Here is a 12,470-nt window from a genome sequence, read left to right as displayed (position 1 = left end):
CGGTGCGGGGATGAATATAACGAAAAACCGGCCAAAAGCCAAGGGCGGCCTTCAGGGGGCCAGCAGGGGGGCCAGATAGCGGCCGGTATGGGAGCCGGGAGTGGCCGCCACCTCTTCCGGGGTCCCGGCCGCCACCACCCGACCGCCGCCGTCCCCCCCCTCCGGACCCATATCGATCACATAATCGGCGGTCTTGATCACATCCAGGTTGTGCTCGATCACCACCACGGTGTTGCCTCCCTCCACCAGACGGTCGAGCACATGGAGCAGGTGTTTGATGTCGGCGGGATGGAGGCCGGTGGTGGGTTCATCGAGGATATAGAGGGTGCGGCCGGTCTGGCGACGGCTCAGCTCCCGGGAGAGCTTGATCCGTTGGGCCTCCCCCCCGGAAAGGGTCACCGAGGACTGGCCCAGGGAGAGATAGCTCAACCCCACCTCGAAAAGGGTAGCAAGCTTGTTGCGGATGGCCGGCACCGCCGCGAAGAAATCCAGCCCCTCCTCCACGGTCATGGCCAGCACCTCGGCGACGCTTTTGCCCTTGTAGCGGATATCCAGGGTCTCCTCGTTGTAGCGCCGGCCCCGGCAGGCATCACAGGTCACATAGATATCGGGGAGAAAATGCATGGCGATCCTGATCACCCCATCGCCCTCGCAGGTCTCGCAGCGGCCGCCCTTGAGGTTGAAGCTGAAACGCCCCGGCTTGTAGCCCCTAGCCCGGGCTTCCGGCAGCCGGGAGAACAGTTCCCGCACCGGGGTCAACACCCCGGTATAGGTGGCGGGGTTGGAGCGGGGGGTGCGGCCGATGGGGCTCTGGTCGATATCGATCACCTTGTCGATCCGCTCCAGGCCGCTGAACTGGTCATGCTCCCCCGGGGTTTCCCGGGCCCGGTTGAGGTGGCGGGCCGCCGCCTTGTAGAGGGTTTCGATCACCAGGGTACTCTTGCCGGAGCCGGAAACCCCGGTGACGCAGGTGAACAGCCCCAGGGGGATTCCCACCGTCAGTTTTTGCAGATTGTTGGCCCGGGCCCCTTTGATCCGCAACCACTCCTCCTTTTTGCCGGCCGACCGCCGCCGGGCCGGGACCTCGATGGCCAGCCGGCCGGAGAGATAGCCTCCGGTCTGCGATCTTTCCTCCCGCAACAGCCCGGGCAGATCGCCGTTATAGACCACCTCCCCGCCGTGGACCCCGGCCCCGGGCCCCATGTCCAGAATGTGGTCGGCGGCCCGGATCGTCTCCTCGTCATGTTCCACCACGATCACCGTGTTGCCCAGGTCCCGCAACTTATGGAGGGTGTTGATCAGCCGCCGATTGTCCCGCTGGTGGAGACCGATGCTGGGTTCATCGAGAATATAGAGAACCCCGGCCAGCCGGGCCCCGATCTGGGAGGCCAGGCGAATCCGCTGGGCCTCGCCGCCGGAGAGGGTGGCGGCCCGCCGCTCCAGGCTGATATAGCTGAGCCCCACATCATGAAGAAAGCTGAGCCGATCATTGATCTCCCGCAGAATCCGGGAGGCGATCTGCTCATCCCGGGCTGAAAAAGTGATCCGGGGTAGTTCGGCCAGCAGCCCCGCGATACTCAAGCTACAGAGCTGGGCTATGGACCAGGAGCCCACCCGCACCGCCAAGGCCTCGGGACGGAGCCGGGCCCCGCCGCAGGCCGGACAGGGCTGTTCATTCATATACTGCTCCAGCTCCTCCCGTACCGCCGCCGACTCGGTCTCCAGATAGCGCCGGGCCAGTTGCGGCAAAATTCCCTCAAAGGGCTTGCGGTGACTGCGTCGCCGCCGGAAACGGCTGTAGCTGAAGGAGATGGTTTCCGCGCCGCTGCCGTTAAAGATCACCGCCTTGACCCGTTCCGGCAGCTTGGCGAAGGGCTGGTCGAGATCAAAACCGTAGTGCTCGGCCAACGCGGTGATCAGGGAGTTGACATAGGTGGAGGAACCTTTGCCGCCCAAGGGGGCCAGGGCGCCCTGGCGCAGGCCCAGGGAGGGGTCGGGCACCACCCGCTGGGGATCGAAAACCTGTTTGATCCCCAGGCCGCCGCAGGCGGTACAGGCCCCCTTGGGGTTGTTGAAGGAGAAGAGCTGGGGGGAGAGTTCCGGCAGACTGCGGCCGCAGGTGATACAGGCCGCCCGTTCGCTGAAGAGCCGCTCCCCTTCCCCGCCGGTCTGGTCGGGGAAATTGACCAGCAGCCGCCCTTCGGCCAGATTGACCGCAGTGGCCACCGACTCGGCCAGACGCCGCTCGCTCCCCTCCTTGAGTACCAGCCGATCAACCACCGCCTCGATCCGGTGTTTTTTGGTCTTGGCCAGGCTGATCTCCTGGTCCAGGGTGATGATCTCGCCATCGATCCGGGCCCGGACAAAGCCGTCCCGGCGCAACCGATTGAGAACCGCCTGGTGCTCCCCCTTCTTGTCGTCGATCAGCGGCGCCAGCAGAATCATTTTGGTCCCGGTGGGATAGGCCAGCAGGGAGGCCACCATCTCCTGGATGGTCTGGGGCTGGATCGATTCGCCGCAGTGGGGGCAATGGGGACGGCCCACCCGGGCAAAGAGCAGGCGCAGGTGGTCGTAGATCTCGGTGATGGTCCCCACCGTCGAGCGAGGGTTGCGGCTGGTGGTGCGCTGCTCGATGGAAACCGCCGGCGACAATCCCTCCAGGAGGTCCACATCGGGCTTGTCCATCTGGCCGAGGAATTGGCGGGCGTAGGTGGAGAGCGATTCCACGTAACGCCGCTGCCCTTCGGCGTAGAGGGTGTCAAAGGCCAGCGACGACTTGCCGGAACCGGAAAGGCCGGCAAAGACCACCAGGCGGTTACGGGGCAGGTCGAGGTCGATATTTTTCAGATTGTGGGTGCGGGCACCCCGGATTCTCAGGAGTTGCGGTTCCATATTCTCCTTAATTCTTGCTCAGCCGGGCGGCAAAGAAGCCATCCAGCCCGGCGCTGGGCAGCGAGCGGAAAAAATGATCCTCCCCCACCAGGGAGCGGGCCGCCGCCGGCAGCCGGGGACGGGGATCATCCAAGGTGAGGTGGGGGCACGCCGCCAGCAGGCGGGCAATCACCCCCTCGTTCTCCTCGGGCTCGTGGCTGCAGACGGCGTAAACCAGCACCCCGCCGGGGATCAGCAGCTCGGCGGCAAGACCCAGCAAGGCCACCTGCCGCTCCTGTTGGCCGGCCAGGTCCGCCGCCTGCCGATTCCAGCGAATATCGGGATGGCGGCGGATCACCCCCAGGCCTGAACAAGGCGCGTCCACCAGGATCCCCTGAAATACGCCACCGCCATGGCCATCCCGCGACCGATCAGCGACAAACTCCTCCAGACTCTGCTGGCGGGTCAGGGCGGCCACCCCCAGCCGGGTCAGATTTTCCTGGAGCAGGGTAAACCGTTCCAGTTGGGGCTCCAGGGCCAGCAGTTGAGAGGCGGGCGGCAACAGTTGGGCCAGGTGGGCGGTTTTTCCTCCCAGCCCGGCACAGGCGTCCAGGTAGCGGCCGGTGGGGCCACCCGCCAGCAGCAGGCTCACCAGTTGGGCCGCCTGGTCCTGGACGGCAAACCAGCCCAGGCCATAGCCGGGCAGCTCTTCAATCCGCCCTTGGTAGGAGGGGAGCAGCAAGGCCTCGGGGACGAAAGCTCCCGGTTCGACTTCGATACCTGCCTGGCCCAGCTGGGTCGCCAATTGCGCCACCGTGGTCCGCAGCAGATTAACCCGCAAGACCAAGGGGGGCAACAGGTTGTTGATCCGGCAGAGCTCCCTGGTGCTCTCCTGCCCGTAACGGGCCAGCCAGCGTTGGCGTAGCCACTCCGGGTGGCTGTGCAGTTCATCGGGCATCTTGATCTGGCCACGATCACGAGCCACCGCCCGCAGCAGGGCGTTAACAAAGCCGGTGAGCCAGCGGGGCTGGCGGACCACCTGCAACGCCTTGATGGTTTCGTCGATGGCGGCCGCCGCCGGCACCCGATCGAAAAAGAGCAGTTGCAAAATCCCCAGGCGCAGGGCGGCCAGGGTCAGGGGCTTCATCTTGGCCAAAGGGTGACGGGAGTAACGGGCCGCCACCTCATCCAGCACCCCCCGCCAGCGCAGGACCCCATAGACCATGGCCATCAGCAGTTGCCGATCCCGGGGATCGGCCAGGGGGTGACGGACCAGGTGTTGGGCCAGCACCCGATCCAGCGGCTTCCCCTCCTCGGCCTGGGCCAGCAGCACCATGAGGGCCTGGTGGCGGATATTCTTGGGTCGGCTCATGGGCTGGAGGTCCGGGGGGCGATCACCGAACCGTTGCGGCCGCAACGGCCATCCCGGCGATGGGAAAAGTAGTTGGTATTACAGCGGGTGCAGATCCCCGCCGTTGCAATATGCTGGTCCGGAACTCCTTCCTGCCGCAACTGCTCCCGGCTGATGGCCCAGAAATCAAAGTGGTCTGCTCCCAGCCGGTAAGGATGGAACTCCGGCGGCAACTCCCGGCGGTAGTTGATGAATTCAGCGCAGCAGGGCCCCAGCGACGGGCTGATGGCGGCCACCAGCTCCCGGGGACGGCAGCCGAACTCCGCCACCATCAGGGCCAGGACCCGGGCGATGATCTTGGCCACGCTGCCCCGCCAGCCCACATGAATATTGGCCGCCACCCCCAGCCGGGGGTCGTGGAGCATCACCGCCTGGCAGTCGGCCTGCTGGATCAGCAGGCCGATCTGGGGCCAGGGGGAGATCAGGGCGTCATAACCCGCCACCTCCAGATCCGCCGTCAGCGGCTCCCGCAGCACGTAGATTCCGGTGCCGTGGATCTGGCGACAGGAGACCAGGGCCCGCAAGCCCAAAGCCTCCCTTATCCGGCGGCGGTTTTCCCCCACCCTATCGGGGTCGTCCCCCACCCCGTAACTGAGGTTCAGCGAGTCGTAGGGGCCGACACTAACCCCACCGCCCCGGGCGAAGGAGCCATGGGGTAACGGGGGGTCCATGGTGGCAAACTGCTGGTAGCTAAGAATTTCCAGACCCATAAATTTTCCAATCCCAGATGCAGTCGGCCTGATCTGAGACAAAAAAGGAAGCAGGCTCGCCATGGGCGAACCTGCTTCCTTGAACTAGGTAACGGCAATGTAACCCGCTAATCAGGGTCCCGCTTATGATGGTTGCTTCAACTCCTGCTCCAGCTTAACGCTGATCGCCACCTTGTAAAGGATGGTCAGGATCAGAAAACCGGTGGCCCATACGGCGGCGGTGATCCCCAACTCCTGGACGGTGGGGTAGTACTCGGTGACCCCGCCCAGCGGATTGGGGACAAAGCCGCCCAGCACCATCCCCAGACCCTTGTCGATCCAGAGGGAAAGGAAGATCAAGAGGCAGGAGAGGCCCAGCATGATATCGGATTTGCGGGAGCGGGCCATCAGGATCAGAATGATGCCGATGATCCCGATCAGTACCGACAGGCGCATGTAGATCGCCAGGTTGTTATAAACCGTGTCACCCTGCTGCAGGCCCCAGAAGAGGTAGGCCTTGGTGTAGATCTTACTGGGATACTGGCTGTAGAAGGCGGAGAAGAATTCACAACCCAGGAAGAAAAAGTTGATCACCGCCGCGTAAGTGATGATGGTTACCAGCTTGTCCTTGGCCACCCGGCCCACCCGGAACAGGGTGTTGCGCTCCAGGATCAGGGCCACCAGCAGCAGCAGGGCCGGGCCGGCGGCAAAGGCCGAGGCCAGGAAGCGGGGGGCCAGAATGGCGGTGAGCCAGTAGTCACGACCCGGCAAACCGGCATAGAGAAAAGCGGTTACGGTGTGGATACTGACAGCCCAGGGGATGGAAAGATAGATAAAGGGCTTGACCCAGTTGGCGTACTTGACCCCCTTGTACTCGGCGCTGAGAATCGCCCAGCCGCAGACCAGGTTCAAGGCCAGATAACCGTTAAGGACGATCATATCCCAGAAGAGCATGGACTGGGGGGTGGGATGGAGCAGCACGTTCAGGGCCCGCATCGGCTGGCCCAGGTCGGCGATGATAAACATCAGACACATGATGACGGCGGCAATGGCCATGAACTCGCCCAGGATGGTAATCCGGCCGAAATCCTTATAGTTATGCAGATAATAGGGCAAAACCAGCATCAAACCGCCGGCGGCGACCCCGACCAGGAAGGTAAACTGGGAGATATAAAGCCCCCAGCTCACATCCCGGCTCATCCCGGTGATCCCCAGGCCATAGTTCCACTGCTGGGCGTAGAAGGCACCACCCATGGCCATCACGGCCAGCAGAAAGGCGACCCAGGTCCAGTATCCCTTACTCCCCTGTAGTGCTTTTTCAATCATGACGGCTCACCTTAAATGATATAGAAAACGGATGGATAGGTTCCCAGGGACGGGCGTCGCTGGATCGTGAACTTCTCCCGCAGCACCCGGCTGATTTCCGAATTGGGATCGTTGAGATCACCAAAGAACATGGCGCCATGGGGGGCGGCCAGCTCCACACAGGCCGGCAGTTCCCCCACCGCCAGACGCTCGGTGCAGAAGTTGCACTTCTCCACCACTCCCCGGGTCCGGGCCGGATATTTCTGGTTCAACTCGCGGATAAAGGGGCGGTCCTTATCGTCGGTACCCCGGGGGTCGCGCCAGTTGAAGCTCCGGGCCCCGTAGGGACAGGCCGCCATGCAGAACCGGCAGCCGATGCAGCGATGGTAATCCATCCCGACAATCCCATCCTCCTTCTTGAAGGTGGCCTTGGTGGGGCAGGCCCGCACGCAGGGGGGCTTGTCGCAGTGGTTGCACAGGGTCAGAACCGGTAAGCCCTGCAGTGCGGGGCTCTGGCGGTGGTGGGTATCTTTAACGAAAACATTTTCAAATTTTTCGTTCCAGAGCCACTTGATCTCATCCTTGGCGTTGCGGAAATCGGGCACGTTATGAATGGAGTGGCAGGCCTCGATACAGCGTTGGGCCAACCCCCGGTTTTCGGCAAACTTGCGAATATCGATCGCCATCCCCAAACGGGTGCCGTCGGTACTCTTCTTGGCGGCACCGAAGCGGGCCAAGCCGGCGGCCTCGGCCTCTCCGCCGAGCAACGATTGAAAGGCGGAGGTGGAGCCGATCCCGGCGGCTGCCGCAACTCCGGCCAGTTTAAGAAAATCTCGCCTGTCCTTCTTCATCTTTATCTGGCCTCCTTGGTCGGTTCGAGATGGCATCCCCAGCAGTCCGGCGTAACCGCCGCGTAATTGTGGCACTCATCGCAGAATTTCTTCTTGTCGTCATGACAGTTCATGCAACCTTTCTGCAAGCTGCGATCATAGCGCAGGCCGCTGGCGGTAACCCCGGTGCGCTGGCCACTCTTACGCAGGATATCGTCGCGCCACTCGTGGAGCAGGACCATGTGGGATTCCCGCATAAACTGGGTATCGCGCACACACTCCTCATACTCGGCGGGTTTCTCAAGATCTGGTGGCTGCTGGGCCTTGCCGGCGTTGTACCAGATAGCAAAGGTCATCAGACCGACAAAAACTATCAGAGATGGGATGATTCGTCCGCTGCCGTACATGTTTTAACCCTCCATTCCTGCCAGGGGCTCGGCCCGCAGGTCAGTTTCCCGCTCTTTTTCCCCCTCCATAATGAGGGCGTTGCCGACCAGTTCCGATACCCCGCAAACCGCGACCTCGGGGTTCCAGTATGTATTAAGGGCCAGCAGGGTGGCCCGGTCGATGGCGCAGACGCAGGAGAGCATGTTGACCCCATGGCGCTCGGCCACATATTTGACCGCGTTGGCTCGGGGCAGGCCGGCCCGCATCCGCAGATCCATGATCTCGCCGGTATTGAGGCCGGTGCCGCTGCCGCAGCAGAAGGTTTTTTCCCGGATGGTGTTTTCCGGCATATCGTAGTAGTTGTTGCAAACGCTGTTCAGGATGTGGCGCGGTTCCTCCAGCAGCCCCATGCCCCGGGAGGTGTTGCAGGAGTCGTGGAAGGTCACCACCCGGTGATCGTTGCGGCTCTTGTCGATCTTGAGCCGGTTGTTCTTGATCAGGTCGGCGGTGAACTCGCTGATATGAACCATCTTGGTGGAGGCGGCGTTCTCGAACACGGTGCCGGTGATGGGCGAACGCGGGGTCTCCAGGAAGTCGGGCGGACCGTTCATGGTCCCCATGTACTGATGAATCACCCGCCACATGTGGCCGCATTCGCCGCCCAGAATCCACTTGACCCCCAGGCGCTTGGCCTCGGCGTACATCTTGCCGTTGAGCTTTTTCATCAACTGGTTGTTGGTGAACAACCCGAAGTTACCGCCCTCGGAGGAGTAGGTACTGATCGTGTAATCCAGGCCGATATGCTCGAAGAGCAGGATATAGCCCATGAAGGTGAAGATCCCGGGGTCGGCGAAGACGTCCGCCGAGGGGATGACGAAGAGGATTTCCGCCCCCTTGCGGTTGAAGTTGAGATTTTGCAACCGCACCCCGGTGGCCTCTTCGATATCATCGAGGAGGAACTCGGCGTTCTCCTTGAAGGTGTGGGGCTGGAGACCGAGATGGTTGCCGGTGCGGTTGGAGTTGGCGGCCGGCTCCAGGATCCAGTTGGTGTTGACCCCCACCAGATGGAGCAGTTCGCGCCCCATCATGGTCACCTCGGCGGTATCAATGCCGTAGGGGCAGAAGACCGAGCAGCGCCGGCACTCGGTGCACTGATAGAAGTACATGAACCACTCTTTCAGGACCTTGAAGGTCATGGGCCGGGCCCCGGCGATCTCGCCCAGGATCTTGCCGGCCAGGGTGAAGTCGTTGCGATAAACCGAGCGAAACAGCTCGGCCCGCAGCACCGGCATGTTTTTGGGGTCGCCGGTGCCGAGGAAGAAGTGGCATTTATCGGCGCAGGCGCCGCAACGCACGCAGCAATCCATGAAGATCTTCAGGGAACGGAATTTATCCAACCGCTCCTTGATCCCGTCGATGATGATCTCCTTCCAGTTTTCCGGAAGCTTCCAGTCGTCGCTCTCCACGTCCCATTCCCGAGGCTCGCCGAAGAGTCCGGGCAGGTTTTTGCCGTGGTATTCGGCGATGCTCTTCTTGGCCGGATAGCAGTAGTTACCGGGCTTGAAGACCGCCTCCACGTCCCACCAGTTGCGGGTGGGCACGGCGCCGGTCATCAGGGACGGCTCCTTGACCACCTTCACTTTCATTTCCGCTGCTTTGGTATCTGCCATTGTCGTCGTTCCTTATCTGAAGTTTTTAGCAAACAAGGCTTTCTCTCGGAGCAGCCGTCTGCCTGGCACCCCTACTTATCCGTGTTTTCCTCGGCGGCCGGAGCTTCTTCCTCCGGAGCGGCGGCCGGCAACTCCTTCTCCACGGGGAGTCCCGCGTCAACCATGAACTCGCGGAACTCGTCCTCGTAAGAGGCGTAGGAGTGGGGCTTGATCTTGGGGTCGTTCCAGGGGTTGACGTGATGCACCATCCGGCTGTTGTTGGCCATGTTGCGGGTGGGACTCATGAAGATCCCGCCCAGGTGCATCAGCTTGCTGAAGGGGAAGTAGGCCATCAGCACGGAGACCAGAAAGACGTGAACGAAAAAGATAACCCCGATCTCACCATTGATGCTGGGCGAAAAGGTGGCCAGGCCCACGGCCAGTTCCTTGACCGTGACCACGTCGGTCCGGAAAACATGGCGCATCAGGATGCCGCTCAGGCCGATGGCAAAGATCAGCAGCAGGGGGAAGTAGTCGGCGGGCAAGGAGATGTAGCGCAGGTAGGGCCGCACCAGCCGCCGCAGGAAGAGGAAGGAGACCGCCGCCAGCAGAATGAAGCTGCTCTGGTAGATGGTGGTGGCCCCCACCTCGAGGAAGCCGTCAATAAACTCCAGCGGCAGGATAAAGGAGGCAACGGGATCGGTGAAGAGCCGCATATGGCGCAGGACAATCACCAGGAAGCTGTAATGGAAGAGCAGGGCGAAGAGCCAGAGCCATTTATTGGAGCCGTAGGCCAGCTTGGGACCGTCATGGATCGAGGCCCTGGTGTTACGGAACAATGAGCGGAAGAGCAGGATCTCCAGGGCCATCCGGCCAACCACCCCGGCTTTGGTGGACGGGCAATCAAGCTTGTTCTGCTTGATCCAGGGCAGGGAGTTTGCCTGCCCGCAGGTGGTGGGGATGCGGAAGGGCACCGGCGACTTGGCCCACTCCACAATCTTGTAGATAAAGCCTCCCAGGAAGATGGCAAATGCCAGGTAGGGAAGCACTATCCCAAGCAGGCTTTGCCCACCGGGAACCTGAGCCACCACCAGGGCGACCAGGATCAATGCCACGACCGCGATCAGGGCTTTCAGGACTCTCATTGACCGTTACCTCGCTTCGTTGCTGTGAATATTAAGAGGATGAACATCCGCCATTAACTTCGTGGTATCATCGGCCAGACCAGCCGCGGGGCAGCCGTGCTGGGTCAGCATATGATTCATGCTTTTGTATTCATTGAGTTGGGTCTTGTAGAGCCGCTCCCGACAAGCCATATAGAGGTCGAAAACCTGAAGGGCCACGGTGTCCAGGGTGTCGTGGAGCTGCTCCCAGTCAACGGAGCCCGCTTCCACGGCGCGGTCGCGGCTGACCGCCTTGCGGATCACCCCCTTGAGGTCATAGACAAAAGCCACCGCCGAGGCGGGAGTGAAGGTCTGAACCGCCCGAATCTTGATAAAGTCTTCCAGGGCCGGGCGCAACTGATCGAACTGGGGGGTGTCGTGATCGAAAAGGAGAGAGTAGAGAGTGGTGAGGGTGTGGCGGGTGCTGTAACCCACCGGATTGGCGAAGCGATCCTGTTCTCGTTTGAAGATGGCGGCGGCATCCTCGGAATAACTGTCCAGCACCAGATTGACCCAGCGCTCCTGAATATCCCCCTTGTTGTCCCGCAGGAACTCAAACAACCGCATCCCCTTCTCCCTCCTCCCTTATGGCCGCCTCCCACCTCTATCCAGCGGCCATTCTGAATTGTCATTCAGAATTTAAGGGGCATTGGTAGCATGTTTGCCAGGGGATTTCAAGACAAAAAAAACGGATTTCAGGTAATGGTGTCAATCAGCAGTCCCGCCTCCTCTTCCAGGTTGCGAAGCAGGGCCGGCAGCTCTTCGAAGGTAACCTGGAGGTCGCTGGCCACCCGGCACTCCGTGTCACCGGTGCAGTCGTAAACATCCAGCTGATAGCCTTCATCGGTTCGCGTGAGGAGCAACCGCAACAAAATTCCATGGTTTTCAAAGTTGCGATTGGCCTGTTCCACCTGCCGCCGCACCTCATGTTCCTCTTCCGGCCGCAGGCGATGCCGCCGGGGAGGCGGCCGCTCCTCTTGCCGGTTGCGGTTCCAGCCCTGTTTGAAGGCCCCGATCCTGGCGATGGCCGGGATGGCAAAAACCGCTTCCACCTTGCGTTCCTTGCGGAACGGGTCCACCGGCACAACCCGGGGAAATTTGAATTCATCCGAGATAACCATGCAAGCAGCCTCAAAAAGGTTGGCGACCCAGATCCCGGCCGCGGGCAGCAAGCCTCCTCCTGCTTAATCTTTCGGCATAATCACCTGCCTGGTTAACTGTTTTCCCGCTGCAACGACTTCCTACAGGGTAAGCTCCATCCCCTCCCGGGCGCAGAACACCTCCAGTCCGTCGCGCTGCCCCCCGTAGCGCAGGGCCAGCTGGTCCAGCTGATCATCGCTGCGGTCGGGATCGTGGTGGAAAAGCGCCAGCCGTTTGACCCCGGCCCGGGAGGCCGCCGCCAAGGCGTACTCAAAGGAGGAGTGGCCCCACCCCACCTTGGCCGGAAAAAACTCCTCTTCGGTGTATTGGGTGTCGTGAATCAACAGATCGGCGCCGGTGAAAAAATCGGTCACCAGCCGGTTCTGCTCCGCCGCCACCTCCTCCCCTTCCCGAGCCATCTCCTCATCATAGGAAGGATCGGCGGGATCGGTGATAAACAGGTTGCGGTAGGGTTCGGTGTCGTAGGCGGTGCAGAATACCTTGCCGCCATACTCGATCCGGTAGCCCAGGCAGAGAACCGGATGGTTGAGGTAGCGGGTCACCAGGGTAATGCCATCACCCAGGTCCAGCCGCCCCTCCTTGAGCTCGACATAATCGACCTCGGCCGCCAGTTCTACCTCCCGAACCGGGAAATAGCGATAGGTCAACTGGCCGCCGACAATCCCCCGCAGGGTATCCTGCTCGTAGCTGACCGGGCCGTGGACGGTGAGGCGGTTGCCCGGCACATAGATGGGGACAAAGAAGGGGAAGCCCATGATATGGTCCCAATGGGTATGGGTCAGAAAGATGGCGAGATCCAGAGCCCCCCGTTTGAAATCGTGGGCCATTATGTGGTTGCCCAACCCCCTTAAGCCCGAGCCGGCATCGATGATCAGCAGGCGGTTGTCAAGTTCGGGAAAACGGACTTCGATACAGGCGGTATTACCCCCATAGCGGACCGTCTCCGGCCCCGGGCAGGGCACCGAACCCCGCACCCCCCAAAATTTCACCTTGATGCTCATTTC

Annotated in this window: 11 protein-coding genes; all 11 read right to left on the bottom strand. The window is 61.7% G+C overall.

Going from position 1 to position 12,470, the window contains the following annotated elements; translation table 11 throughout:
• Window positions 1-51 precede the first annotated feature (51 nt).
• Entirely contained in the window at window positions 52-2,892 is a 2,841-nt protein-coding gene (uvrA, locus tag ACHHRT_RS05760) for an excinuclease ABC subunit UvrA (RefSeq protein WP_395498626.1), read from the bottom strand.
• Window positions 2,893-2,899: 7 nt separating this feature from the next.
• Window positions 2,900-4,243 (bottom strand): 16S rRNA (cytosine(967)-C(5))-methyltransferase RsmB, encoded by a 1,344-nt coding sequence (rsmB, locus tag ACHHRT_RS05755; protein WP_395498624.1) that lies wholly within the window; start codon window positions 4,241-4,243, stop codon window positions 2,900-2,902.
• A complete protein-coding gene (locus ACHHRT_RS05750) occupies window positions 4,240-4,992 on the bottom strand; it encodes a purine nucleoside phosphorylase YfiH/LACC1 family protein (protein WP_395498622.1) in 753 nt (250 codons plus the stop codon). The genes rsmB and ACHHRT_RS05750 overlap by 4 nt, the downstream gene beginning before the upstream one ends.
• Window positions 4,993-5,115: 123 nt before the next feature.
• Window positions 5,116-6,297, bottom strand: coding sequence for a sulfate reduction electron transfer complex DsrMKJOP subunit DsrP (gene dsrP, locus ACHHRT_RS05745; protein ID WP_395498620.1), 1,182 nt, complete (start codon window positions 6,295-6,297; stop codon window positions 5,116-5,118).
• An 11-nt stretch (window positions 6,298-6,308) separates the two neighbouring features.
• On the bottom strand, window positions 6,309-7,127 hold the full coding sequence (gene dsrO / locus ACHHRT_RS05740; protein ID WP_395498617.1) for a sulfate reduction electron transfer complex DsrMKJOP subunit DsrO: 819 nt from the start codon (window positions 7,125-7,127) through the stop codon (window positions 6,309-6,311).
• Window positions 7,128-7,129: 2 nt separating this feature from the next.
• Window positions 7,130-7,513, bottom strand: a complete 384-nt coding sequence (gene dsrJ, locus ACHHRT_RS05735) for a sulfate reduction electron transfer complex DsrMKJOP subunit DsrJ (RefSeq protein ID WP_395498615.1) — start codon at window positions 7,511-7,513, stop codon at window positions 7,130-7,132.
• 3 nt (window positions 7,514-7,516) lie between these two features.
• Window positions 7,517-9,139 carry a sulfate reduction electron transfer complex DsrMKJOP subunit DsrK gene (gene dsrK / locus ACHHRT_RS05730; protein WP_395498696.1) on the bottom strand — a complete coding sequence of 541 codons (1,623 nt, stop codon included), beginning with the start codon at window positions 9,137-9,139 and terminating at the stop codon, window positions 7,517-7,519.
• Window positions 9,140-9,234: 95 nt separating this feature from the next.
• Window positions 9,235-10,287 carry a sulfate reduction electron transfer complex DsrMKJOP subunit DsrM gene (gene dsrM / locus ACHHRT_RS05725; RefSeq protein ID WP_395498613.1) on the bottom strand — a complete coding sequence of 351 codons (1,053 nt, stop codon included), beginning with the start codon at window positions 10,285-10,287 and terminating at the stop codon, window positions 9,235-9,237.
• A 6-nt stretch (window positions 10,288-10,293) separates the two neighbouring features.
• Window positions 10,294-10,872 carry an RsbRD N-terminal domain-containing protein gene (locus ACHHRT_RS05720; RefSeq protein WP_395498611.1) on the bottom strand — a complete coding sequence of 193 codons (579 nt, stop codon included), beginning with the start codon at window positions 10,870-10,872 and terminating at the stop codon, window positions 10,294-10,296.
• 128 nt (window positions 10,873-11,000) lie between these two features.
• Window positions 11,001-11,426 (bottom strand): hypothetical protein, encoded by a 426-nt coding sequence (locus tag ACHHRT_RS05715; RefSeq protein ID WP_395498609.1) that lies wholly within the window; start codon window positions 11,424-11,426, stop codon window positions 11,001-11,003.
• A gap of 120 nt (window positions 11,427-11,546) precedes the next feature.
• Window positions 11,547-12,467, bottom strand: coding sequence for an MBL fold metallo-hydrolase (locus ACHHRT_RS05710; protein ID WP_395498607.1), 921 nt, complete (start codon window positions 12,465-12,467; stop codon window positions 11,547-11,549).
• Window positions 12,468-12,470 lie beyond the last annotated feature (3 nt).

The organism is Desulfurivibrio modestus (genome assembly GCF_044068625.1).
Lineage (GTDB): Bacteria > Desulfobacterota > Desulfobulbia > Desulfobulbales > Desulfurivibrionaceae > Desulfurivibrio.
Note: the sequence above shows the minus strand (reverse complement) of the source record. Positions and strands in the feature narration are given on the sequence as shown.